This is a genomic window from Bacillus cereus, from assembly GCF_002564555.1.
In the GTDB taxonomy this organism is placed as follows: Bacteria; Bacillota; Bacilli; order Bacillales; family Bacillaceae_G; genus Bacillus_A; species Bacillus_A cereus_K.
In genome coordinates this window covers 30,318-54,729 of sequence record NZ_NUVD01000011.1, presented here as the reverse complement: position 1 = coordinate 54,729, position 24,412 = coordinate 30,318, and the positions used below count along the sequence as shown (strand labels likewise).

Here is a 24,412-nt window from a genome sequence, read left to right as displayed (position 1 = left end):
TTTAATCGTAAAAAAATAGATGTTTTTGAGGGGTAACAATCTTATTCCGACCTTTCCGGTAGACTTTATGGTTATTAGCTTATATCGTCCGTTATATTTTGTCAATTCTTTCTGAATGAATTTTTCGAGAATTCCTTCAAAATTATTGTTCTATCTTTAATTTAGGTAAACTTAACAAAATACCGTTATAGTTATCTTCTTGTAACCCTTGAATTCGTGCATGATGTGCAGACACAACTTTACTATTATTTAAGAAAATAACGGGTGGACCTTCACTTAATTCTTGATACAACTTCTTATAAATTTCTTTCCGTTTTTCAATATCTAACGTTTGTAGCGCCTCCGTTGCTCGTTCATCTACTTTCAAATTATGATATCCATCATAGTTTCGTTTACTTGTCGAAACAAACTCCTCAATTGTCCCGCTAGGATCATCAATCATTGGCGTAGATACCATCTCTAAATCATAATCACCTTTTATTGCTGTTTGGCTTATATCAGTGCCGCCGCTATAAGCCTGATCATGTAGTAACGTAATCGCCCTCTCTGTAACTATCTTTATTTCACCTATAAAAATAGCATGAATTAATTTCAGGATTATTCCTTTTCATTATTTATGTCCATCCTTGTTAATTATCTTCACTCAAAAAAAAAAAACACATTCTATCCTTTAATAGTCATGCATAGAATAATAACAATACACTACCAAAAAGGGGGCGAAAATATGGACAACCTATTCCAATATGTCCTGCACTACGTATTATTAACGATTATGATAGTGGGGGCGCTATTACTATTCCCGTTCTTCCCAAAGTTCGTCCTCTTTTTAGCTTTTTTTATTATGCTCGGGATCGCTATTATAATTTCAACAAGGGAAGATATTACAAAAAAAGAAAGCAAAGTTCAGCGTGTAAAGCTGTAACTCTGCTTTCTTTTTTTGTTTTCAATCATGAATCTCTGTTACACATACTTATGTCTCGGGAAATAATTAGCCCATACTTTTATAATTCCCCTATCGAAAAAGCCCCAATAACATTTATGTTTCCCCTTACCATTTCACATGTTTCACAACCTATGCAAATTGAGTAACAAATATTTATCGAAGTTACTGTTTCACGTGAAACACAGCTTTTATTTATCCCTTAAAATAAAGTGAAACTCTATTCAGTGGAGCGCCTTCACCAATCGGGCTGTTACGGGATAAAATATTGCTATAAAAAAGAGTGAGTTCCCTCAGCAAAACTAAAAGGAATTCACTCTTTACTCTTTACTCTTTACTCCACAATACTCTCTAATTCATTATATAACTCTACTCGTAACAACTCTTTTTTCGTTTTTTCCTCATATAATTTTTCAAGTCTTCCAACATCAACTACATGTTCCATTTCACATTCTAATGTATATATACTTTCTTCTATATACATTAACTCGTTTTCAATCTCCTCAAAACTCCTAGGCTCTTTCTTTTTCACATGAGCTGTTTCAATACTTTTTCTCCCCTGGCGTTTCTGCTTTATGACTTGCTTCTCAACTTTTTCTTCCCACTTTTGACGAGCCCATGCATAGTTCCCTGCAAACTCAAATAATTTCCGTTCATCAATCCAATACGTCTTTTCAAATAACTTATTTAAAAAATAACGATCATGTGAAACAGCTAGAATCGTTCCATTATATTGTTCAAGGGCTTCCTCTAAAACTTCTCTTGATTCAATATCAAGATGGTTTGTCGGCTCATCTAATATTAAAAAATTGATGTCCTGATACATAAGTTGTGCGAGCCTTAACCTCATTTTTTCTCCCCCGCTAAGTTGGGTTACTTTCTTAAACACCGCTGGACCATAAAATAAAAACTTAGCTAATATATGTCTTGCTTCTCCCTCTGTTACAGCTACGCATTCTCTAAAAGCTTCCAATACATTACTCTTCATATTTCCATACGCATGCTGCGATAAATAACCGATTTTCACACTACTACCAATCCGAATTTCTCCAGCATCTGGCTCTATTTCTTCTAATAGTAATTTTAGTAGCGTAGTCTTTCCTGTGCCATTACGACCAACAATAGCCGCACGCTCCTGAAAACGAACATGTAAATTGGCATGCTCGAATAACGATCTGTCAGCAAATCCTTTACTCACTTCTTTCATTACAACAACATCTTTTCCGCTTCTCTCTTGCCCCTCAAACTGAAGTCCCATCTGTTTCCGTTCTAAAATTGGTCTCTTTAACTTCTCAATACGTTCTAACGCACGTTCCATATTTCTCGCTCTTTTATGCAATCCTTCATTCGGAGGATTCGCTTGATTTGCCCATTCACGTAGACGCTTAATGGCTTCTTTCATTTTTTTTATTTTCTTCTGCTGTTCTTGATAAGCTTGAAACTCCTGAAGCAACCTTTCTTCCTTTTCCGCAACGAATTGAGAATAGTTCGTATGATACACGTGAATTTCTCCATCTTCTAAATCAAAAATCTTCGTTACAACTTCATCAAGGAAATAACGATCATGTGAAATGACCATAACTGTTCCTGTATATTCTTTTAAAAATTGCTCTAGCCACTCTACGGCAAATAAATCTAGATGATTGGTTGGCTCATCTAATAGAAGTAAATCTGGTTTCTGCAATAGCATGTACGCAAGGCTTATTTTTGTTTGTTCTCCACCACTTAACTCCATAAATGATCGAGGAAATAGTTCCGTCACTTGTAGACCATTTGCTACCTTCGTAATATTTGCTTCTATTTCATAACCACCGAGAAACGTGAACTTTTCTTGAATTACTCCATACCTCTCCATCAATTTTTGTAAAGCAGATGGTTCTTGTTCTTCCGCCATGTTCTTTTCTAAAACATGCATTTCTTGTTCTAATTCCTTTTCCGCTTTAAAAGCGGAACTCAATACATCATATACAGTCATCTCCTCATCAAATCTTGGAATTTGTGCGACATGACCAATGCGTGTACCTTTCTTCATGTGAATGGTTCCTGCATCCAAACTCTCCATTCCTGTTAGAAGCTGAAAGATTGTTGTCTTCCCACTACCATTACGACCAACTAACCCGACACGTTCACCATTCTTTATTTCAAGCGATATATTTTCAAATATGATGTTTCCACCAAAAGATTTCGTTACATTATTTACGCTACAAATTGTCATTTTCCGTACTCCTTTCAATATAAAAAACCATGGGAAAGAAACATTCCCCATGGTTTTCGGCATAGAAAAAGGAAGCCAAATAGCTCCCTTTTCACACGTTTATCAAAAATGGGTGAAGAGATTTCTATCGTTCAATAGTCACTATGCAATTGTTAAAAAAGGGCATACGTATCCCGTTAACAACTACATCATGAAAAATCGCACGACAAAAATAGATAAAATCTAAAAATTTGGCACGTGCAGCTAAAGAACGTTTCATCTCATTCACCCCTTTCGTACGGAATTTAATACTTACTTCTTTATTATACTTTCCCATTTCATGTTTGAATAGTCATTTTTCTGAAAATAATGAAGATAGACTAAACATTTCAATAAGTGACACCAAATCTTACAAAACTGTTATGTTCACGTAATGGAAAGCGATAGTACGAAAAGATGCCTCCCTATACAATAAAGATGTAAACAAGAGAGAAAAGCAAAAGGAGGCAACAAGCATGATGAAAGAAATCTTAAAAGCAATCTTTGAGGTATTAGTGAACGGACAAGCAGTTGTAAAAGAACTAAATGAACTATAAAAAGGAGTGAAGAAATATGATGAACATGGTAAAAATGGTTTTACACGCTTTAGTCGATGCAAAAGCAGTTAGCCATGAATTAAACCAACAATAAAAAGGGGTATATGAATATGAAGAAAGCCATTATTGTAATCGCAAGTACGGCAATTGCCTTATACACAATGAAAAATAGAAAAAAGAAGCACGATAAAAATACTCTGTATTATCCATACACACTATTAAAGAAAAAATAAAAGACAAGGTACCCTACCATAATGAGGATATCTTGTCTTTTATTTTTTCCTATTGCCTTAAAGGATTTCCGTCCTCTTTTCCCGAATGTATTAAGCGGGATTTTTTACACATATTTTAAAGGGGCATATATACAAATGGATACACAACAACTATATTTTTTAAACGATATCGGTAAACAAAAACCGGAAAGTATTCGGAATAGGGGCACTGCATGTCCATTTTGCGACAGAGAGAATTTAACGGATATTTTAGCAACTGAGAATTCTATTATTTGGCTAAAAAATAAATTCCCTACATTGAAAGATACTTTTCAAACGGTGTTAATTGAAACTGATAACTGTAAAGATCATATTGCAACATATACAGAAGAACATATGAGAAGACTCATGCATTTTTCCATTCAACATTGGTTACACTTACAGAACAACAAAGAGTTTGCATCTGTGATTCTATACAAAAATCACGGTCCATTTTCAGGTGGAAGTTTGCATCATGCACACATGCAAATTATCGGAATGAAACATGTAGATTATCTCGAAAATATTGAAGAAGAAAATTTTCAAGGGGTAATTGTTCAAAAAAACGAACGCATTGAACTAAATATTTCCGAGCGTCCTATTATCGGATTTACTGAATTTAACATAATCATTGATGATATTGCATATATAGATGAAATGGCAAATTACATTCAGCAAACTGTACGTTACATACTGACAGATTTCCATAAAGGGTGTAGCAGTTATAACTTATTCTTCTATCATTTAAATGGGAAAATCATTTGTAAAGTTGTTCCTAGGTTTGTCGTTTCACCATTGTATGTAGGATATAAAATACCGCAAGTTTCTACAAAACTAGAGGATATAAAAATACAACTAGCGCAGTATTTCACGAGACAAGAAGATGAAATTCTCCATAAAAAAACAGAGTAGGTATCAAAAACCTACTCTGTTTTTCCACTATTTTAGGGTCGTAAAACTCCCCCACTAATTAAAGCTTTACTTTACTACACCTTTATTTCGATAGTATACGTCCTCTAATCCAACGTTATACTTCATGTTATTATCCGTCCACTCTGGCCCTAAATTCCCTGGCCACCCCGATGTATTCGCTACATATTTCAGTAATGCAAAATCAGTCAAACCTTTTTCCATCCCACGCTTATATCCCTTCACCAAATACGGCATTGCAATTTGTGTATTCGTACGTGGGTCTTTCAACTCTTCATCAGTTAAATGATCTGGTGCAAGCCCACCGCCACGGTGTAATTGAAACAATCCGAATGAAGTTCCATTATCTCCAACACTTCTTGGATTTAACCGACTTTCATGTTCGGCAATTGTAAGAGGTATCCATTCTGGAAGATTTACTTTCTTTGCTTCCTCTATAATGATTTGTTTCATCTGCTTTGCTTCCTCTGAATCAACATAACTTGTCTCATTCACTAGCTTATCCATTCCTTCAGACTTTCCTTGGAAATATAAATATACTCCAAGAACAACTAAAAATCCTACAAAGAATTTCTTCACTATCTCTACCTCTTTCTTCGCTGAAATTTGTCCCCTTTCAGCCTTCTTCCCTTTACCATTACCTACACTCTATCATTCTCTTATCCTTTCATCATAGCAAATAACCATATATGTTATCATCATGCTTTAGACCGATTTTATGAAAAAACATCTGGTAAATACGTGTAAAAATGTAACTTAAATGGACTACAGTTTATTTTTTGTATATAATTGTAAATTGAGTTCCATATATAGACTAGGAGCACACAAAATGAAAAAATGCATACTACTCTTATTCAGTATTGTACTACTCATTCCTATACATGCCTCTGCACAAACATCATCAAAGCCAAAAGTACTTGTCCTATATAGTACAACAGACGATAAGGTTTCAAATAACGTCCAAATCCTTAATACTCAGTTAGGACATTTTACAAATGATATAACTGTGAAAAGCTTGAAAGAGGCAACTACAATTACTAGCGCATCTTCTTATACACATATTGTTTATATCGGTGAAAAAAAAGAAGAGTTTTCTGATGAAACAAAACAATTTCTAGAAAAATTCTCAGGTCCCGTCTTAGTGTTAGGGCAAAATGTCGAACAACTATCTAATCGTTTTTCTTTCATTACATTGAAAAGCGATGATGTACGAGTTAACACAATTGAATATCCAAGCAAGAAGCTAAAAAACACCTTAGAAGAGGAACGATTAATTCAATCGTTTGATACGAACGGAACCATTCTTGCTAATGCTTTAAGCTCTAATAACACGAATCCATTAATTGTTCAAAACGATACATCTTATTACGTTGCAACTCCAAATCTCTTTGATTGGATTTCTCATTATGTCGGTGAAATGTTATTCTCTTACTTCGGGCAAAAGCCTACGACAAATAAAACTGCAGCTTATTTACGTCTTGAAGATGTTCATCCGGCTGCAAATCTAAAACACTTACAGGACATTGCTGAATTATTAAAGGAGAAAAAAATTCCTTATATGATTACAGTTATTCCCGTATATAAAGATCCAAACACAGGAGAAACGATACATTTAAAAGATAAACCAGAACTAGTCAATCTTTTACGCTCTATGCAAGATGACGGTGCAGCAATTATTATGCATGGCTATACTCACCAATTCTATGACAGTGAAACTGGAGAAGGCTTTGAGTTTTGGGACGTAAAAACAGATCAACCAATTCGCCAACCTAATCATGAAAAACCAAAAACAAAGGATGATTTCCCCAATACAGAAGCATATAAACAATATGTAAAAAACGGGGAAGAGTTTGAAGAAAAATATACAACGGATCATATCGAAAAAGGGATTACAGAACTTGTAGATGCTAAACTTTATCCTGTCGCGTTTGAAGCACCTCATTACACGATGTCTCAAAAAGGATATGAAATATTATCAAGGTACTTTTCAACTTATGTAGGACAACTACAGTTAAATGATACAACTTGGCAATCCATGCACTCACCATTTTATACAAGTACACCATCATTTTTACACGGAATGAAATTAATGCCTGAAACAGTTGGCTTTATTGAAGAAGATAAGCCACAAGCTGTTGCAAAGATGAAGGAACGTGCTGTATCTGTTGCAAAACTATCTGACGGCATTATCGGTGCATTCTATCATCCTTACTTAGGGGTGGAACCATTAAAAGAAGTGTTAAAAGATCTGGAAAGCATTCCAAACATAGAATGGATTGATTTAAAAAAAGAGACGAATGAAGTAAAAATGAAAGATATTCATATTACTACTAATAAAGACGGCATTCACGTTGAAAAACCAACAAGTGCAAATGACGTAATTGATTATATAAAACAATATGGGTTCTTTCTTATACTTGGATTCTTTATCATTGTTTTTCTTTTATTATTAAGACGTGCGAAAAAATTAGAATCATAAAAAACACCAAGCGAGATGCTTGGTGTTTTTTTAACCTAAATCAAAACGTGGCATTTTATTAACAACCCATTGGTCATTCTCATAAATAAATTCAATTTCTACCTTTTCCGTTGCATTATCATAATCATTATACGTTTCTACCTGTGCTTTTATCTTACCATCCTGTAACTGAGCAGAAATAATCTTTGTGTATTTAGTCCCAGCTCTCGCTCCTGGATCCCCCATGACATAGTGCATCTTTCCATTTAATTCTTTAATATACTCACTCTTCATATATTCTGCTATAAATGTTTTTGAGAAATATGTAGACAATGTAGTCTCTAAAGCAGCCTTCGTATTATAAGCAGGGTTTACTAATTCCCCATATGAAAAATTCCCTATCCGTTTTGGACTTCCTGTTAGTACAGAAATTTGAATATTAGTAAGTTCCTTTTGCGCATGTAATACTTTATTTAACAAAACGTCATCAGCTAGCTTCTTATCTTTTGCTTCATTTGATTTCTTTGTATCCAAATTTAAAATAGTTCCATTATCCGTATAGAGATACATATCTCCTGCTGCAAAATATAAATAGGATTTAGTTGGTTCGACCGCTTTATTATAAATTAACTTTTCATTTCCACCATTAAGTTTCTTCTTATACACTCCATCATTTTTCAAGTAATAAAAAGTATCGCCTTTCATATTCATCTGTAAGGCATCCTTTACCAATAACTTTTCCTTGTTTTGTTGCGTGTCTATCTCATATATACCGTGCTCAGCCTGATTTGTTTCAAAAGGCAATGAAAAATCAACAACAGCATATAATTTTTCATTATTATAAGTAGCGCTAGATATTGTTGCATAACCTTCTTTTGACCAAGTTTTATTATCTTTTGTTACCTGTGTTCCACGATTTTTGTTCCAATGTAAAATACTATCGTCTATTGTTCGAGACCAACCAGAATTTTTAAACGCCGCTTCTTCTTCCTGTCCCGTTTTTAAATCCATTTTTACAATCCCTACAATATCAAAACCACCATGCTCAGAATACTTTTTCGGATAAAATAAAGTTTGATCTTTTACATAAACATAATTTGTACCTGCTTTTAACGTATCTAGCTTTTTGCTAGATACATCATACTTCATTAAAGAAGATAATCCCGCATTCTTCTCTTCATCCGTATGAATAAAGTATAAAGATTTGTTTTTTATATTTATGTAAGAAGCATTTACACCTTTCACTACAAGCTCTGAAGTCTGAAATTGATCTTTCGTACGATAAATGCCTCCTGTATCTTTATCACCATCCACCGCATAGTAAATCCATCCATTGCTTTCTGCCATCTTCCCATTATTAGAACTGTTTCCAACCGTATTCCCATTTTTCTCATTTTCTTTCATCTGTTTTTCAACTACTGGGTCAATTTGTTCTTCCTTTTTTTCTTGTGCTACATCTGTATTTGCAACCTTTTTTTCTGCTTCACACCCAAACGCTGCAAGTGAAAGCGCCCCGGCCATAATCGTAATAGCTATCTTTTTATATGCTCTCCCCATTATCTTCCCTACTTCCTTCATTAAATTGAACACATGATAAATTATAGAAAATAATAGAAAAAATATCCATAATAAAAAGGATAAGAGCAACTCTCCTATCCTTTCAAATAAAATCGAATGGTATTTCCATATATTGTTTCTGTAACCTTATCAACAGGTATGTTTTTTATAATACTAATTTCCTTTAATACCTCTTTAATCATTCTAGGATGCGTCATAACACCCTCTTGAAATTCCCACGGCCCATCTGTTTCTACCATCATATATTCAAGCGGATAATACGAAACGATTTTTCTAATTTTCTCCTTATGCAAAACATCCGGTGTAATTGAAATATAGTAACCGTTCCTCATCATCCGTTTCATTGTCTCTTCACTTCCTTTGAACCAATGAAAATGTGCACGTGAAACTTTATATTCTTCAAGCAAATCACATACAATATCCGCATCTTCATACACTGCGTGTAATACAATTGGTAAATCATATTTACTAGCGAGTTCAACAAACTTTTTTAAAACCGCTATGTATGGATTAATAGCAATATTTCTGTCTTCTTTCCTTAAATAATACGGCAAGCCCACTTCACCGATTGCAACGATTTCCTCAGCATGCTCTTCAATGAGTTGATAAATCTGCTCGCATTCTTCTTTATAAACCGGTTGCTCTGGATGAAAACCTAGAGCTGGATATATAAAAGGATATTGTTTTGCTAAAGATAGCGTTTCTCGACATGATTGATTATTCATTGATACTGCAATAAGCCCTTGTATCTCTTTACTGTTTTCCACATCTATAAGTAATCTACTTTTCTCTTCATTCCCATATTGATCAACATGTATATGACTATCAATCCATTTCATCTTTATTCCCCCATAAAAAAAACAAGAAAGGGGCTCCCTTCTTGTTTTATCATCTATATTATTTAACAACTAAGTTTGTTATGATATCAAATAATCCAATACACACTACGGCAACAGTAAAGTAGCTACAGAAATCTTTAATTGGAAACTTCACTACTTCTTCTTTACGCATCCCACTTTTCTCCCTTCTTACTAGATCCCTAATTATTTTATCTATTTGTATCTATTATGCAAAAAATATGACAAAATTACTATCGAATTAACTTACGTAAACCTTACAATGTTGTAAGGTAAAAAAAATAGCCCCATCTTAAGCTAAGATGAGGGCTATTCAAAGTTAGTTGGTTTTTCGTTCTTCAGTAACATTACAAATCAGAAAGTAAAAAATTAAAACTTTATATTTGCATTATATTCAGTTTACTACTATCTAACTATCGAATTACATTACAGGATGCTTACATATTTGTAAGATATGTGTAATGTAATTCGATAGTCCTTCTTACATATGTTTCGTACAATAAGGTTAGAAAGCAAGCAAAATAAGAAGAGCACTCACATAACCAAATTACATTGCTAGTAGTCTACTCTTCTTATATCTTTCATTTATACTACTACAATGTGTCCCCTTCCCCTTTATATAAAGAAATGCCCTAGTTCCTATGGACTAGGGCATTTCTTATACGTTAAAAATATACCCCATCCTAGTATTTTTACTTTCGACAAAAAATAGATGGGGGTATATTTTTGCTATCGTATCGCCAAAAGCTTACTTTTAGCATTTATAGGAATACTCGTAGCCTCAATCTCTTCAATCGACTCACCGTAACGTCCTTTTGCGAACACCTTTAATGCTTCATCTCTCTTTAACATATGTTTAACCGTTTTCTTTATTTTTTGCTCTTTTCCACGTTCATCAAATGCAATAAATTCATATTCATACCATTCATCACCGACATGCTGACCAATCGTATTCACAATCGTATAGTATTCTTTCGTCTTATAAAGTGGATTATATTTATCGATAACCGGACCAAGTTTCGTAGGCAGTAACACTACTACTATTGCGACTATTGCTATTACAGTAGCAATCATTTTTTTCTTCATAATAAACCTTCCTCCTCTGCAGGATATCTATACATCCATTTTAAAAAGGAGGAATGAAATCTACCATTCAATCCCATTACATTACCCTTACATTTTTGTAAGCATAAAAAAAGATGAACGAATTTACCCGTTCATCTTTTAGCTTGCTTTAAAGCCACCGCCAAGTACATCGCGCACATCGTGAATAACTACGAAGGCATCTTCATCTACTCGGCTAATAACTTGTTTTAACCTAACAAGTTCTTGTTTATTTATAACTACATATAATACTTCTTTATTCTTACCAGTATATCCACCGCGCCCTTCCAATACAGTAACGCCGCGTGTCATGCTTTTCGTAATAGCTTCACGAATTAAGTCTGGTTGATTCGAGATAATCGTAACAGCCGTTTTTGTATCCATTCCTTCTACAATGAAATCAATCACTTTCGCTCCGATGAATACAGCAACAAGTGTATACATTGCTTTTTCTTGTCCTATTATAAATACAGAACCAGCAATTACAACAATATCAATAATAAGTACACCCTTACCTACACTCCAACCTAAATATTGATTTGCTAACCGAGCTAAAATTGCCGATCCTCCTGATGTACCTCCAGCTTTGAACATACAACCTAATCCAACACCTACAAATACACCAGCAAATAAAGCTGCTAATAATGTATCACTATTTACATGATACTCAATGTGTTCTGTAACATATAAAAACAAAGATGTTTCTACAATCCCTAAAATTGTATAAACCATCGTTTTCTTATCAAAAAATTTATAACCTACAGCCAATAAAATTGCATTTAAAACAAAGTTCACAATCCCCGGCGACCAATCAAATAAATAATAAGTAACAACCGTTAAACCAATAATTCCACCTTCTGATAAACGGTTTGGAATTGCAAAGTAATTAATACCGATTGCGAATAATAATGAACCAATTGTAATTAATGTTATTTCCTTTATACGTTGATTAACCATAGTTCATACCTCCCCCCATTTGACATTGTATCACTATCTCCTAGAGGTATAGAAGTGGTTTTTATTCCGCATTTTTTCTCATATTGACCATGACATTATGTTTAAACAGAGGGTTGATTAATTATTCATATTCGCTCTAATCGTACGAACAAACTGCTCTACATTCCCTCTCTGAATATACTTAGCTCGAACGGTTTCATGATTACAAGTAAACTCGAAACACGGACGGAAATCTATGTCATCTATATGCAAATATGAGTAATCTTTAAATGTTGCAGGATAGTATGGAAATTTCCCGTAAAAAAGGAGACGTCTAGTAGTGGCAGCAAAAATTCCATGTTGATAACATAGCGTAAAATTATCCTTCTCAAATATCCCTACCATATTACACCTTCATTCGTTTTTCTTACAAAAGTGTAATTTTCCTGTAAGCTAATTCGATAGTAACTATCCGCAATATTTCATACAATTAAGTCAGAAACAGGGCAACAACTATTCGAAAAGGAGCGGATCGATATGATGAACACAATGAAATCAAACAATTTCTTAACTACAATGGGCATGGTATTTTCCGCTCTTATCGATGCAAAATCTGTTGCTTCTACATTAAATAAGTAAGGAGACTGTATTATGAATCACATCACTTTTAACAAATTAGATTTTTTAGGACTAGCTAGCGGCTCAATTCTTCTTACTGCTTTTATTTACGCTGCTACGCTTGTATAACTTTGTGTCCCCTTTCCCCTTTATATAGAAAAAGACGACCGTCTATGCCCGGTCGTCTTTTCTCACTTTTAATTTGATTGCAAAGTTACCTTTAACTCCTCAAACTTTTCATTTAATTGATCTGTCATCATTTTCATAGCCGTTTTTCGATCTATTTGTTCTCCCACATCAATTTGAATCGGATCTCCAAAAATTAATCGCGCCCTTTTCCCTTTCATTAATTCTTTTACACTTGATGGACCAATATAAGCTGCCGGCACTAATGGAACGTTAGAACGCAGTGCAATCGTAACGGCCCCAGCTTTTAATGAAACGTCTTCTGTCGATCTCGTTCCGCTCGGAAAAATCCCTACTACTTTTCCCTCTTTTAATAAACGCGATGGTATTTTTAATGTACTTGGTCCTGGATTCGCACGATCTACCGGGAATGCATTTACATTTTTAAAGAACCAATTTTTGAATTTCCCTTCAAACAATTCTTTTTTAGCCATGTAATGAATTTGGGTTGGATACATCCCCGTCGCCAACATTAAAACATCCATAAAACTTGTATGTGTACACGCAACAACGTAAGGGCCACCTTCCGGTAATTTCTCTCTCCCTTGTACCTCTACTTTCCCAGCTGTTTTAAATATATATTTCAACAAAAATGTAATTGGTTTATACATTTGTTTCGTCCCTTTCTGAATATCCGAAGTATAATCATTTTCTTACAATGATTATAACACTAAGTTTTAGGAGTTGGTAATAAAAATAAGTATTTATTGTTAAATTTCAATTCTTACAAAAATGTAATTTTCTTGTAAGCTAATTCGATAGTAACTATCCGCAATATTTCATACAATTAAGTTAGAAACAGGGCAACAACTACTCGAAAAGGAGCGGATCTATATGATGAACACAATGAAAACGAACAATTTCTTAACTACAATGAGCATGGTATTTTCCGCTCTTATCGATGCAAAATCTGTTGCTTCTACATTAAATAAGTAAGGAGAATGTATTATGAATCACATCCCTTTTAACAAATTAGATTTTTTAGGACTAGCTAGCGGCTCAATTCTTCTTACTGCTTTCATTTACGCTGCTACGCTTGTATAACTTTGTGTCCCCTTTCCCCTTTATATAGAAAAAGACGACCGTCTATGCCCGGTCGTCTTTTTAAATTTTTCTTTCTTTTAATTCTTTCAAAAGCTGTATTAGCTCAGCTTGTTGTTTTATATTCTTACGACCATTCCGATTAATCGCTGCCAGCTCACAGGCAACCCCGACCGCGAAGAAAAACAATAAACTTTCTAACATGTGAAATCCTCCAATTGCCTATTAAACAGCTTGACGTAATTGCTCCTCTTGTAAAACTCGTTTATTTATATTTTCTTCTTTTCTCTGACAAACGTTATTGCGAATAAGTGCTGCAATAACAAGTAAAGTTCCTGCAATATCAAATGTTGTGATTTGATATCCTTGCATCATCATAATCACTAAAGTCGTAATGGGTACAAAGTTAATAAATAAAATACCATTAATGGATGATAAAATTTTTACACCATAATTCCAAGCAAGTAACGCTACGATACCTGGTAATGTCATCATAAATAATAAATCATATTTCACAATAGAAATCGTTTCCATATTCGGAACCGAAACATATCCAAGCGCCGTAATAATTACCGTTATAATTCCTGTAACAGTCGTACCGAATACACACGTCAACGTAGAATAGCGTAATGTTGACCAATCGCTACACGTTTGACCACCCATCGTATAAATAACCCAACCTACAACTCCAACAAATATAAATGCTAACGAAAACATGTTATCTTTCAATGTTAAAAAGAAGCTCATATCACCTTTCGTAATAACAAACACCGCTCCTACAAAAGCGATAATCATGCTCGTTATCATATACTTTTTCGGTTTTACATGCTTATATCCCCATAAAATACAAATAGAAATCATCGGCATAAGTGCTTCCATAATGGATGCTACCATTACACCTGATTTCCCCATTAGCATTTGACCTAAAAATACGAGTACATTATATACAGTAAACGCCATTGTTCCAAAAAAGACGAGTAACTTTCCTCTTCCTTCTAAACGAAATGCCTGTTTTCCTTCTTTCATTAACAATAATACAACCAGTACTATCGCCACCGCTCCATAGCGAATAAGTGAAAAATAAAATGGATCTATGTATTCTAGCGCATGATCAGCAACTGGAAACATTGCTCCCCATGACATACTTGCGATTAAACATGCCAAAGCTCCTATTATCATTTGACTTCTTCTCACTACAATCCCCCGCTTCTTTCTATTTGCACAAAGAGAATTGTAAAAGAAAAAATATATCACGTAAAATGATTCAAAATGATGTTAACTATCACTTATAATGATAGTTAACATCAAGGGGGAGCATAAAATGGAATTAAGAGACTTACAAATCTTCCAAAGCGTTGCCGACCGCGGTAGTGTAAGCGGCGCAGCCAAGGAATTAAATTACGTACAATCTAATGTAACAACACGTATTAAACAATTAGAGAATGAGCTAAAAACACCGCTCTTTTATCGTCATAAACGAGGCATGACTTTAACAGCTGAAGGCAGAAAAATGCTTGTTTACGTCAATAAAATTTTGCAGGACGTTGAAGAACTAAAACAAGTATTTTTAGATAGTGAAACACCCTCTGGTATATTAAAAATCGGCACAGTCGAAACAGTAAGCACATTACCTACCATTTTGTCTTCTTACTACAAAAGTTATCCCCATGTCGATTTATCATTACAAGCTGGTCTAACAGAAGAACTTATTAGAGAAGTGCTTGATCATCAATTGGATGGTGCTTTTATATCAGGTCCTATTAAACATCCACTTATTGAACAGTACGATGTTAGTACAGAAAAATTAATGCTTGTGACACAAAATAAAGCTTTTCATATAGAAGAATTTACAACGACGCCCCTACTCGTTTTTAATCAAGGATGTGGATACCGTTCCAAACTAGAACGATGGCTTAAAGATGAAGGTTTACTACCAAAAAGAATTATGGAATTTAACATATTAGAAACTATATTAAATAGTGTAGCACTCGGTCTTGGGATTACACTCGTCCCCCAGTCTGCGGTACAACATCTTTCTGCAGCAGGCAAAGTACACTGCCATCCAATTCCCGAAAAATACGGCAGTATTTCAACAGTTTTCATACGCCGTAAAGATAGTTATATGACCAATTCGATGCAAAGCTTTTTAAAAACAATTAAAGAGCACCATCATATCAATATGCTGTGAAGGACATTCTTACATGAATGTCTTTTTTTCTTACAAAAGTGTAAGTCTTTCGTAAGCTAATTCGATAGTTGCAGGTGACCATATTTCCTATAATTAAGACATAAGCAGGGCAACAACAATTCGAAAAGGAGCGGATACGCATGATGAACAACATGAAATCAAACAAATTTTTAAATACAATGGGCATGGTGCTATCCGCACTTGTCGATGCAAAAGCCGTTGCAACTACATTAAACAAATAAGGAGAGATCATGATGAACAACATTACATTCAACAAATCAGACTTTTTCGGACTTGCAAGTGGAGCGACTCTTCTTACAGCTTTCATTTATACACTTGCTCAAAGTCTTGTTTAATACTTTGTTCCCCAAACCCCTTTATATATAGAAAAAGCTGCTCGTCTTATAGACAAGCAGCTTTTTAATTTGTTTCGTATATAATTCGACCCGTTTTCGTCATATCATATCCACCAATTGCTTTCAATTCATTATGAAAATCTTCCGATTGCAGGATTTCTTTTATAGCCTCAATAAGTTCCTCGTTTTCTTTATTCTTCAATATTACTAAATCATACTGTTCTTCCATTATCGGAATAAAGTCTACATTTACAATTTGTGAAAACTTTTCTGATCCTACCCCAACATCTGCTTTCCCATTCGCAACTTGCGTGGCAACGCCGAGGTGATTCGATTCTTCCCATTCATATCCGCTAATATCATCTTTATTTAATTTTTGGATTCGTAATTGCTCATCCACTAGCACTCTAATGCCAGAGCCTCTTTCTCGATTTACAAATCTTACAGAGGATTGAGATATGTCAGCCCATGTCTTTATTTTCTTTGGATTTCCTTTTTGGACATAAAACCCTACGTTTCTCGCTAGTAAATTGATCATAATACATGGTTGTCCCACTAAAATACGTTTTACGTAAGGAACATTATATGTACCCGTTTCCCCGTCAAACAAGTGCAAACTAACGATACTACCTTCACCTTGATACATTTTCACTAAACTCGTTAAGCTACCTTGGTATGCCCGTAACACATTAGAACTTGGCAGACGCTTTTCTATACGTTTTGCTAACATATCTAACGTTAGTTCTTGTCCGCTAATAATACACGTATTCGAGATACTACTACCATCGTTTTTTACAGGAGTAACTTGTATCTTCCCTGTTTTCATTTGTTTTATATATTGTTCTAAATCTACTGCATCAATGCGCATCTGTCTTCCAACTCTATAAGAAGGCAATTCTCCCTTTTTAATTAAGTCGTATACAGTTAATTTTGATACTTTTAATCGCTTTGCTACTTCTTCCGTTGTGTAGGAATGATGATCCATAGACGATTCCTCACTTTCTCCCTTCATTGTAACAAAGAAAAGAATATTTCTCCTAGCTTTTAAGTAGAATTACATATTTCTAATTATATTCAATTATAACTATTTATATTTAGATATAATTAGTTATAATTAACATAGTACATGAAAGGGGATTTTTTTATGAACAAATTCACATTACGATTCATTGGGGCACTTATACTTTCTTCCCTTCTTATATTTAGTGCTGCTTGTACAAGCGAAGAAAAGAAAGAGAAGTCAGTTGCTAAAGAGGAAAAAACAGTCGAACTGACTATATCAGCTGCTGCAAGCTTACAAGATGCATTAAAAGAAATTGAAAAACAATATAAAGAGAAAGAGCCAAATATTAAACTTTCTTTTAACTTTGGTGCTTCTGGGGCACTTCAACAACAAATTGAACAAGGTGCTCCTGCTGATTTATTCTTCTCTGCAGCAGAAGATAAATTCCAAACCCTTGTTAAAAAAGGCTTCATTGATGAAAAAGAAGGAAAAAACCTTCTTGGAAACGAACTAGTTCTAGTCGTTCCAAAAGATAGTTCTCTTACAAAATTTCAAGACTTAAAAGATGAGAAAATCAAAAAGATCGCACTTGGTACACCTGAATCTGTGCCTGCTGGAAAATATGCAAAGGCTTCTCTTACACATGAAAATCTTTGGAATGACGTTCAAAATAAAATCGTATTTACAAAAGATGTTCGCCAAGTGTTAACATATGTAGAAACAGGTAATGTCGATGCTGGTATTGTGTACAAAACAGATGCCCTCATTTCGGATAAAGTAAAGATTGGTGAGACGGCAGCAGCTACTTCTCATGGGCCAATCCACTATCCTTTAGGCGTTATAAAAGAATCAAAGCATAAGAAAGAGGCGACTTCGTTTTATGAGTATTTACAGTCAAAAGATGCACAATCTATCTTTAAGAAATATGGATTTACAATCCTGCCATAATTGCTATGAGCTTTGATACAATTTTGTCACCTGTCTTTCTATCTTTGCGAGTAGCTGCGTGCGCCACCATTATCGTTACGATTTTGGGAACGATTATTGGACGAACATTAGCGCGATCCTCGTGGCGATATAAAGTACTACTAGAAACTATTTTCTTATTACCAATGGTGCTTCCACCAACTGTTATCGGCTTTTTTCTCATTATCATTTTTGGAAATAACAGTCCGATTGGAATGTGGATTGAATCATTATTTCAGCAGTCTATTATGTTTACATCTACTGCTGCTATCATTGCTTCTACAGTCGTAGCATTTCCTCTTATGTATCAATCAGCGAAAACAGGATTCTCTGTCGCAAATATGCAAATTGAGGACGGTGCTCGCGACCTTGGCGCAAGTGAATATCAAGTTTTTCTACACGTTACACTTCCGCTTGCATTTCCTGCACTACTAAGCGGTATGATTTTAAGCTTTGTTCGTGCACTAGGAGAATTTGGTGCTACACTCATGTTTGCCGGAAACATTCCTGGGAAAACACAGACAATCCCAACCGCCATTTACATGGCTATCGATGCAAGTAATATGCAACTCGCTTGGACCCTTGTCATCATAACGATTAGCATGTCACTTCTATTTTTATTATGTATTCAACTCATTAATAAACGAATTACCACTTCCTAAAGCAGCTTTCGACAAAAGCTGCTTTTTTTATTTCCCGAAAAATAAAATGGTTTGATTAATAACTGAATTTTACTTTTTATTTAAATATACATTTTATTTGAATTCACTTTCTAAAACAGTCAATTTCCTGTTATTATATGGAGGTGTTTGAAAAGATGAAGAAATGAAAACGCATTTATATCGTAAGTTCTTCATCCTGTTTTAGCGATCGGTAATCTTCTACTCTATTAGTGGGGCATTACCGATCGTTAGAACGATATGTAATTATATTGGTATAGCAAAACGAAGGGAGTCTTGTAATGGACATTTTATTAGCGCTTCTTCCTGCAATTGCATGGGGAAACATCTTATTAGTAAGCGTAAAAATGGGCGGTGGTGCATATAGCCAAACGGTAGGTATGACAATCGGTGCTCTATTCTTCGCAACAGTTATGTATGTATTTACTCAACCAGCTTTAACAATGACAATCTTGATTGTTGGTTTTATTTCAGGTTTATTCTGGGCTTTAGGACAAGTAAACCAATTAAAAACAGTTGAAAAGTTAGGTGTTTCAACTACTGTAACTATTTCTACTGGTATGCAACTTGTTGCAACTTCTATCTTTGGGGTTATCGCTTTTCATGAGTGGACTACTACTACAACGATCATTATGGGAACGATTGCAATCCTATTAATTGTAGTTGGTGTTGTATTCACTTCATTAGATGATAAAGAAAATGCACAGCCACCAGGACAATTGAAAAAAGGACTTCTTACTTTAATTGTTTCTACTTTCGGCTATCTTGTATATGTAATTATTATTCGTTGGTACAATATCGATGGTTGGTCTGCTATTTTACCGCAGGCAGTTGGTATGTTCGTTGGAGCAGTTGTACTGACATCTAAACATAAACCATTTAACAAATATGCCATTCGTAATGCTTTATCTGGTTTACTATGGGGAACAGGAAACTTATTCTTACTTCTTTCACTACCACGTGTCGGAGTCGCAACAAGCTTCCCATTATCTCAAACTGGTATCATTATCTCAACATTCGGTGCGATTGTCTTCTTAGGTGAAAAGAAAACAAAACGCCAATTGATCTTTATTGCACTAGGTAGTGTTCTAATTATCGGCGGCGCCGTATTGCTTGGTATGACGAAAGCATAGACTTATATGCTATTAATCCCTGAAGTATAACTACTTCAGGGATTTTTTAATTACAACTATTTTTCAAATATAATAATATTTATAACCTTTTTGTATCAATCCTCCTCCCTCCAATTTCATTCTTTTCACTATAAGCCTTTTCTTTTTACAAAATTCTCTTAAAGATGGTATCGTTTTTTATAACATATCTCCACTAGAAAGGAATAAAGGATATGCAAAATAAACATCGAATTTTATTTATTGGTGCCGGTCGTATGGCAGAAGCTATATTTTCCGGATTACTGAAAACAAGCAGAGAATACATCGAAGAGATTATCGTTTCCAACCGAAGCAACGTAGAAAAACTAGAACAATTACAAGGGCAATATAATGTGTCTACTACAACAGATTGGAAGCAGCATATTGCATCTGTTGATACGATTGTTTTAGCGATGCCACCTGCTGCACATGAACAGTTATTAAAGGAGTTATCTCCTCTTCTAACCAACCAATTTGTCGTAACAGTAGCTGCCGGAATCGGACCATCTTATTTAGAAGAAAGACTTCCCGGGGGCACACCTGTTGCTTGGATTATGCCAAATACAGCTGCTGAAATTGGTAAGTCTATCTCCTTATATACAATGGGACAATCAGTAAACGAGATGCATCAAGACACCCTGCAACTGCTTTTAAGAGGCATTGGTACTTCACAACTTTGCACCGAGGAAGAAATTCATCAGCTTACTGCAGTTACTGGAAGTGCACCAGCCTTCCTTTATTACTTTGCTGAAAGCTTGATTGAAGCAACAAAAAGTTATGGAGTCGATGAAGCAACCGCAAAACACCTTGTCATTCAAATGATTTCTGGCTCTGCTTCTATGCTTGAACAGACGCAAGATCCAGCTAACCTCCGCGAACAAGTAACAACACCAGGCGGTTCCACAGCTGAAGGTCTCAAAACTTTATATGAATATAATTTTTCAGAAGCAATTCAAAACGCAGTAGAAGCAACAAACAAAAAAGCTAGGGGGAAATAATATGAGTGTAACAAGTTTAAAAGACTATACAACATTGCATAATGGTGTAAAAATGCCTTGGTTCGGTTTAGGTGTTTTTAAAGTAGAAGATGGTTCAGAAGTAATTGAGTCTGTAAAAGCAGCAATCAAAAATGGATACCGTAGCATTGATACTGCTGCAATCTATCAAAACGAAGAGGGCGTTGGACAAGCAATCCGTGAATCAGGCGTTCCACGTGAAGAATTATTTATCACATCAAAAGTATGGAATAGCGATCAAGGTTATGAATCAACACTTCAAGCGTTTGAAACTACATTAGAAAAATTAGGCCTTGAGTATCTAGATTTATACTTAGTACATTGGCCTGTAAAAGAAAAATATACTGAATCATGGAAAGCGTTAGAAAAGCTTTATAAAGATGGCCGTGTTCGTGCTATCGGTGTGAGTAATTTCCACATTCACCATCTGCAAGACGTGTTTGAAATCGCTGAGATTAAGCCAATGGTTAACCAAGTAGAATACCATCCACGTCTAACGCAAGAAGAATTGCATACTTTCTGTAAAGAACATAACATTCAGCTTGAAGCTTGGTCACCATTAATGCAGGGCCAACTCCTTGATAACCCAGCATTACAAGAAATCGCGACAAAATATAATAAATCAACTGCACAAATCATTTTACGCTGGGATCTACAAAATGAAGTTGTAACAATCCCTAAATCTATTAAAGAACATCGTATTATTGAAAATGCAAATATATTCGATTTTGAATTAAGTGCTGATGATATGAGCGCGATTCAAGCTTTAAATGAAAACCATCGCGTTGGTCCAGATCCAGATAACTTTAACTTCTAGTAGGAAAACCACTGCATAAGGCAGTGGTTTTTTTAAATTAAAAAAACTGAAAATTTAAACTATATTGCATTCAATTGACACTTCATTCTTCAAGGTGTAAGATTTTGAATTATCAAAGAAACACAAAAATTAATAAAATTTATTTGTTTACTCATTGTATCAAGAGAGGTGGAGGGACTGGCCCTTTGAAACCTCGGCAGCAGGTTCATTTTGAATACTGTGCCACTTCCTGCAAGCTTTATGCTTGAAAGATAGAATGAGGGACTTCGTTTATATACTGATGCATAACTTGTATATGAAAATCCCTCTTTCTCAATCAGAAAAGAGGGATTTTTTATTTTTCATTTCCCTCATCATCATCCAATCTTATTAATTATCTAGGAGGAAAATCAAATGAAAAAGAAGTTTGTACCCGGTATTGCATCAGTTGTAGGAGTAAGTATTTTATTAACTGGTTGTGGTAGTTATAAAAACGAAGCCAGCGGAGCAAATGCAAAAGACGAGGCACCTAGTAAACAGGTTTTAAACTTATCTTCACCTACTGAAATACGAACAATGGATACAGCTCGTGCTACAGATACTGATTCTGGTCAAGTAATGAGAAACGTATTTGAAGGTTTGTATAATCTTGGTGAAGGTAACAACCCTGTCCCAGGTGTTGCAAAATCTCATGAAGTAAGTGGCGATAAAACGAAATACACATTCCATTTACGAGATTCCAAATGGTCAAATGGTACTCCTGTTACAGCGAAAGACTTTGTCTTCGCTTGGCAAAGAGCCGTTGATCCAGCAACAGCCTCTGAATACGCTTTTTTATTCTTTGATATTAAAAATGCAAAACAAATTAACAACAAAGAACTTCCAGCCGATCAACTTGGTGTAAAAGCAGTTGATGACCATACGTTTGAAGTAGAATTAGAGCGTCCTGTTCCTTATTTTATTAGCTTAACGGCGTTCCCAACATTTCTACCAATTAACGAAGAATTCTTTAAAGCACAAGGTGATAAGTACGCTTTAGAAGATAATACAATTTTGTACAACGGGGCTTTTACACTAAGTGATTGGAAGCATGAACAAAGCTTTAAATTTAAGAAAAATCCTACCTACTGGGATAAAGATACTGTCAAATTGGAAGAAATCAATTTTAACGTCGTAAAAGAAAAATCAACAGAAGTGAACTTATTCGAATCTAAACAATTAGATCGTATCAAACTAACATCTGATTTCGTTGATAAATATAAAAAGGATGCTAACTTTAAAGAACGTCCAAACGTAGGAGTACAATTTTTACGTATGAATCAACAAAATAAAGTACTTCAAAACGTTTCTGCACGCCAAGCAATTGATCAAACAATTGATCGAAAATCCTTTGTAAATACGCTATTAAATGATGGATCTACACCAACCTATGGTCTCGTGCCAAAAAACTTTGCAAAAGGGCCTGATGGAAAAGACTTCCGTGCTACAAACGGTGATTTAACAAAAGTTGATACAAAATCCGCACAAGAATTATGGAAAAAAGCAAAAAAAGAACTTGGTTCTGAAAAGATCACATTAGAATTATTAACAAGTGACGGGGACCTTGAGAAGAAAACTGGTGAGTTCCTAAAAGGACAACTAGAAAAGAATTTAGATGGCTTAACAGTAAATATAAAACCACAACCGCGTAAACAACAAGTTTCACTCTTATTAAAAGGTGACTATGAAATTGGAATTGATGGTTGGAGCCCTGACTTCGCTGATCCAATTACATTCCTTGAACTGTTTACAACGAATAACCCTTACAACTTAGATCATTACTCTAATAAAGAGTTTGATGACACAATCGAAAAGGTGAAAACGACTTTAGCCGGTGATGAAAAAGCCCGCTTTGATGCATTACTAGCATCAGAGAAAATATTATTTAAAGACTCTGTTATCGCTCCTCTCTACCAAAAAGGAGAATCTTATTTAGAACGTTCTTATGTGAAAGGAATTGTGCAAGTAGACTTTGCCGGTCAATTAAACTTCAAATGGGCAAAAATTGAGAAATAAGATACAATTTTAATCATCATGTTTCTACTAAAAAGGTATCCAATTGAAGGATACCTTTTTATTTTATACTTCTTTAACTACAGGACTTCTTCCCTTTGCTATTCCTTTTATAACTAGAGTGATTCCTGCTACCAATTGTGTATCTAAAATAATAAACAATAATGAAATAATATTTCCCTCTAAACTAACTCCACCAAATATTATTGTATAATAACCGTTCGCTGCGTGTATCGCGGGAAATAATCCCGAATACAGTGATAAGCATTTATGTGTTAATGAAAGAAATAAGAAGAAGACTATCGTCAATAACCCTCTTTCCCTTCTTTTTGTATTGAGCTAAAACTCATAAAAAATATAAACATAAACATCAAATATGTTTTCCACGTCAAAGAAGGTATATGTCCTGACCAAAGATAACTAATTAAATAGTTGATTCCCATAATACACGACGATATTACTAAGCTAATACTTATTAGTTTTACATATTTGAGCATATATTTTCTCCTTACTTT

The 24,412-nt window shown here is 34.6% G+C and carries 28 protein-coding genes, 1 pseudogene and 1 riboswitch; of the genes and pseudogenes, 14 read left to right on the top strand and 15 right to left on the bottom strand.

Annotated elements, in window-relative coordinates; translation table 11 throughout:
• Positions 1-142: 142 nt before the first annotated feature.
• A pseudogene (locus COI75_RS05210) lies at positions 143-481 on the bottom strand (ABC transporter substrate-binding protein); the annotation flags it as partial.
• A 243-nt stretch (positions 482-724) separates the two neighbouring features.
• Here COI75_RS05210 and COI75_RS05205 point away from each other — a divergent pair.
• Positions 725-922 carry a hypothetical protein gene (locus COI75_RS05205; RefSeq protein ID WP_000369255.1) on the top strand — a complete coding sequence of 66 codons (198 nt, stop codon included), beginning with the start codon at positions 725-727 and terminating at the stop codon, positions 920-922.
• A 352-nt stretch (positions 923-1,274) separates the two neighbouring features.
• Here COI75_RS05205 and abc-f read toward each other — a convergent pair whose 3' ends face one another.
• Complete coding sequence (gene abc-f, locus COI75_RS05200) at positions 1,275-3,206, bottom strand: ribosomal protection-like ABC-F family protein (protein ID WP_141530725.1); 1,932 nt, start codon at positions 3,204-3,206, stop codon at positions 1,275-1,277.
• Positions 3,207-3,279: 73 nt separating this feature from the next.
• Complete coding sequence (locus COI75_RS26795; RefSeq protein WP_000830643.1) at positions 3,280-3,414, bottom strand: RAxF-45 family protein; 135 nt, start codon at positions 3,412-3,414, stop codon at positions 3,280-3,282.
• Positions 3,415-3,834: 420 nt separating this feature from the next.
• Here COI75_RS26795 and COI75_RS26430 point away from each other — a divergent pair, with 420 nt between their 5' ends.
• On the top strand, positions 3,835-3,963 hold the full coding sequence (locus tag COI75_RS26430; protein WP_002095953.1) for a hypothetical protein: 129 nt from the start codon (positions 3,835-3,837) through the stop codon (positions 3,961-3,963).
• Positions 3,964-4,098: 135 nt separating this feature from the next.
• Positions 4,099-4,893 carry a DUF4931 domain-containing protein gene (locus tag COI75_RS05185; protein ID WP_000381018.1) on the top strand — a complete coding sequence of 265 codons (795 nt, stop codon included), beginning with the start codon at positions 4,099-4,101 and terminating at the stop codon, positions 4,891-4,893.
• A gap of 66 nt (positions 4,894-4,959) precedes the next feature.
• Here COI75_RS05185 and COI75_RS05180 read toward each other — a convergent pair whose 3' ends face one another.
• Entirely contained in the window at positions 4,960-5,490 is a 531-nt protein-coding gene (locus COI75_RS05180) for a transglycosylase SLT domain-containing protein (protein ID WP_000713244.1), read from the bottom strand.
• 250 nt (positions 5,491-5,740) lie between these two features.
• Between COI75_RS05180 and COI75_RS05175 the strand changes: the two genes are divergently transcribed.
• Complete coding sequence (locus tag COI75_RS05175; RefSeq protein WP_000710582.1) at positions 5,741-7,390, top strand: DUF2334 domain-containing protein; 1,650 nt, start codon at positions 5,741-5,743, stop codon at positions 7,388-7,390.
• 30 nt (positions 7,391-7,420) lie between these two features.
• On the opposite strand, the gene COI75_RS05170 is transcribed toward COI75_RS05175, so the two are convergent.
• From COI75_RS05170 to COI75_RS05145, 5 genes are all read right to left on the bottom strand, one after another.
• Positions 7,421-8,926, bottom strand: a complete 1,506-nt coding sequence (locus COI75_RS05170; protein WP_000532156.1) for a DL-endopeptidase inhibitor IseA family protein — start codon at positions 8,924-8,926, stop codon at positions 7,421-7,423.
• Between the two features lie 95 nt (positions 8,927-9,021).
• Complete coding sequence (locus tag COI75_RS05165) at positions 9,022-9,786, bottom strand: TatD family hydrolase (RefSeq protein ID WP_000871060.1); 765 nt, start codon at positions 9,784-9,786, stop codon at positions 9,022-9,024.
• 747 nt (positions 9,787-10,533) lie between these two features.
• Positions 10,534-10,890, bottom strand: a complete 357-nt coding sequence (locus COI75_RS05155; protein WP_000728374.1) for a YxeA family protein — start codon at positions 10,888-10,890, stop codon at positions 10,534-10,536.
• Positions 10,891-11,028: 138 nt separating this feature from the next.
• Positions 11,029-11,865 carry a YitT family protein gene (locus COI75_RS05150; RefSeq protein ID WP_000248050.1) on the bottom strand — a complete coding sequence of 279 codons (837 nt, stop codon included), beginning with the start codon at positions 11,863-11,865 and terminating at the stop codon, positions 11,029-11,031.
• A 117-nt stretch (positions 11,866-11,982) separates the two neighbouring features.
• Complete coding sequence (locus tag COI75_RS05145; RefSeq protein WP_000232802.1) at positions 11,983-12,249, bottom strand: PH domain-containing protein; 267 nt, start codon at positions 12,247-12,249, stop codon at positions 11,983-11,985.
• A 246-nt stretch (positions 12,250-12,495) separates the two neighbouring features.
• Between COI75_RS05145 and COI75_RS05135 the strand changes: the two genes are divergently transcribed.
• On the top strand, positions 12,496-12,591 hold the full coding sequence (locus tag COI75_RS05135) for a DUF3948 family protein (protein ID WP_001015683.1): 96 nt from the start codon (positions 12,496-12,498) through the stop codon (positions 12,589-12,591).
• 68 nt (positions 12,592-12,659) lie between these two features.
• Here the strand turns inward: COI75_RS05135 and COI75_RS05130 are convergent, their stop codons facing one another.
• Entirely contained in the window at positions 12,660-13,259 is a 600-nt protein-coding gene (locus COI75_RS05130; RefSeq protein ID WP_000277784.1) for a lysophospholipid acyltransferase family protein, read from the bottom strand.
• Positions 13,260-13,596: 337 nt separating this feature from the next.
• On the opposite strand from COI75_RS05130, the gene COI75_RS26425 reads away from it, so the two are divergent.
• Complete coding sequence (locus tag COI75_RS26425; protein WP_001015595.1) at positions 13,597-13,692, top strand: DUF3948 family protein; 96 nt, start codon at positions 13,597-13,599, stop codon at positions 13,690-13,692.
• A gap of 60 nt (positions 13,693-13,752) precedes the next feature.
• Here COI75_RS26425 and COI75_RS05120 read toward each other — a convergent pair whose 3' ends face one another.
• Together COI75_RS05120 and COI75_RS05115 are read right to left on the bottom strand one after the other, a co-directional pair.
• Complete coding sequence (locus COI75_RS05120) at positions 13,753-13,893, bottom strand: YrzO family protein (RefSeq protein WP_000894073.1); 141 nt, start codon at positions 13,891-13,893, stop codon at positions 13,753-13,755.
• Between the two features lie 21 nt (positions 13,894-13,914).
• Positions 13,915-14,883, bottom strand: coding sequence for a DMT family transporter (locus COI75_RS05115; protein ID WP_001254694.1), 969 nt, complete (start codon positions 14,881-14,883; stop codon positions 13,915-13,917).
• Between the two features lie 127 nt (positions 14,884-15,010).
• On the opposite strand from COI75_RS05115, the gene COI75_RS05110 reads away from it, so the two are divergent.
• Positions 15,011-15,877 (top strand): LysR family transcriptional regulator, encoded by an 867-nt coding sequence (locus COI75_RS05110; RefSeq protein WP_000423066.1) that lies wholly within the window; start codon positions 15,011-15,013, stop codon positions 15,875-15,877.
• A gap of 254 nt (positions 15,878-16,131) precedes the next feature.
• Complete coding sequence (locus tag COI75_RS05100) at positions 16,132-16,233, top strand: DUF3948 family protein (protein WP_001060014.1); 102 nt, start codon at positions 16,132-16,134, stop codon at positions 16,231-16,233.
• 64 nt (positions 16,234-16,297) lie between these two features.
• Here the strand turns inward: COI75_RS05100 and COI75_RS05095 are convergent, their stop codons facing one another.
• Positions 16,298-17,245 (bottom strand): helix-turn-helix transcriptional regulator, encoded by a 948-nt coding sequence (locus COI75_RS05095; protein WP_000675616.1) that lies wholly within the window; start codon positions 17,243-17,245, stop codon positions 16,298-16,300.
• Positions 17,246-17,377: 132 nt separating this feature from the next.
• Here COI75_RS05095 and modA point away from each other — a divergent pair, with 132 nt between their 5' ends.
• From modA to COI75_RS05065, 6 genes are all read left to right on the top strand, one after another.
• Entirely contained in the window at positions 17,378-18,184 is an 807-nt protein-coding gene (modA, locus tag COI75_RS05090; RefSeq protein ID WP_001032222.1) for a molybdate ABC transporter substrate-binding protein, read from the top strand.
• A 5-nt stretch (positions 18,185-18,189) separates the two neighbouring features.
• Positions 18,190-18,864: a molybdate ABC transporter permease subunit gene (gene modB / locus COI75_RS05085; RefSeq protein ID WP_002095957.1), complete on the top strand. Its 675-nt coding sequence runs from the start codon at positions 18,190-18,192 to the stop codon at positions 18,862-18,864.
• Between the two features lie 299 nt (positions 18,865-19,163).
• Complete coding sequence (locus COI75_RS05080; protein WP_000353550.1) at positions 19,164-20,015, top strand: GRP family sugar transporter; 852 nt, start codon at positions 19,164-19,166, stop codon at positions 20,013-20,015.
• Between the two features lie 212 nt (positions 20,016-20,227).
• Entirely contained in the window at positions 20,228-21,031 is an 804-nt protein-coding gene (proC, locus tag COI75_RS05075) for a pyrroline-5-carboxylate reductase (RefSeq protein ID WP_001179928.1), read from the top strand.
• 1 nt (position 21,032) lies between these two features.
• Entirely contained in the window at positions 21,033-21,866 is an 834-nt protein-coding gene (locus COI75_RS05070; protein WP_000117534.1) for an aldo/keto reductase, read from the top strand.
• 153 nt (positions 21,867-22,019) lie between these two features.
• Positions 22,020-22,124: riboswitch (SAM riboswitch) on the top strand.
• Between the two features lie 135 nt (positions 22,125-22,259).
• Positions 22,260-23,900 (top strand): peptide ABC transporter substrate-binding protein, encoded by a 1,641-nt coding sequence (locus COI75_RS05065; RefSeq protein ID WP_000726489.1) that lies wholly within the window; start codon positions 22,260-22,262, stop codon positions 23,898-23,900.
• A gap of 63 nt (positions 23,901-23,963) precedes the next feature.
• On the opposite strand, the gene COI75_RS27605 is transcribed toward COI75_RS05065, so the two are convergent.
• The gene (locus tag COI75_RS27605; RefSeq protein ID WP_000156948.1) at positions 23,964-24,206 is read right to left on the bottom strand and encodes a hypothetical protein; all 243 of its coding nucleotides are present in this window, start codon (positions 24,204-24,206) and stop codon (positions 23,964-23,966) included.
• On the bottom strand, positions 24,203-24,394 hold the full coding sequence (locus tag COI75_RS05055; protein ID WP_000922539.1) for a hypothetical protein: 192 nt from the start codon (positions 24,392-24,394) through the stop codon (positions 24,203-24,205). The genes COI75_RS27605 and COI75_RS05055 overlap by 4 nt, the downstream gene beginning before the upstream one ends.
• Positions 24,395-24,412 lie beyond the last annotated feature (18 nt).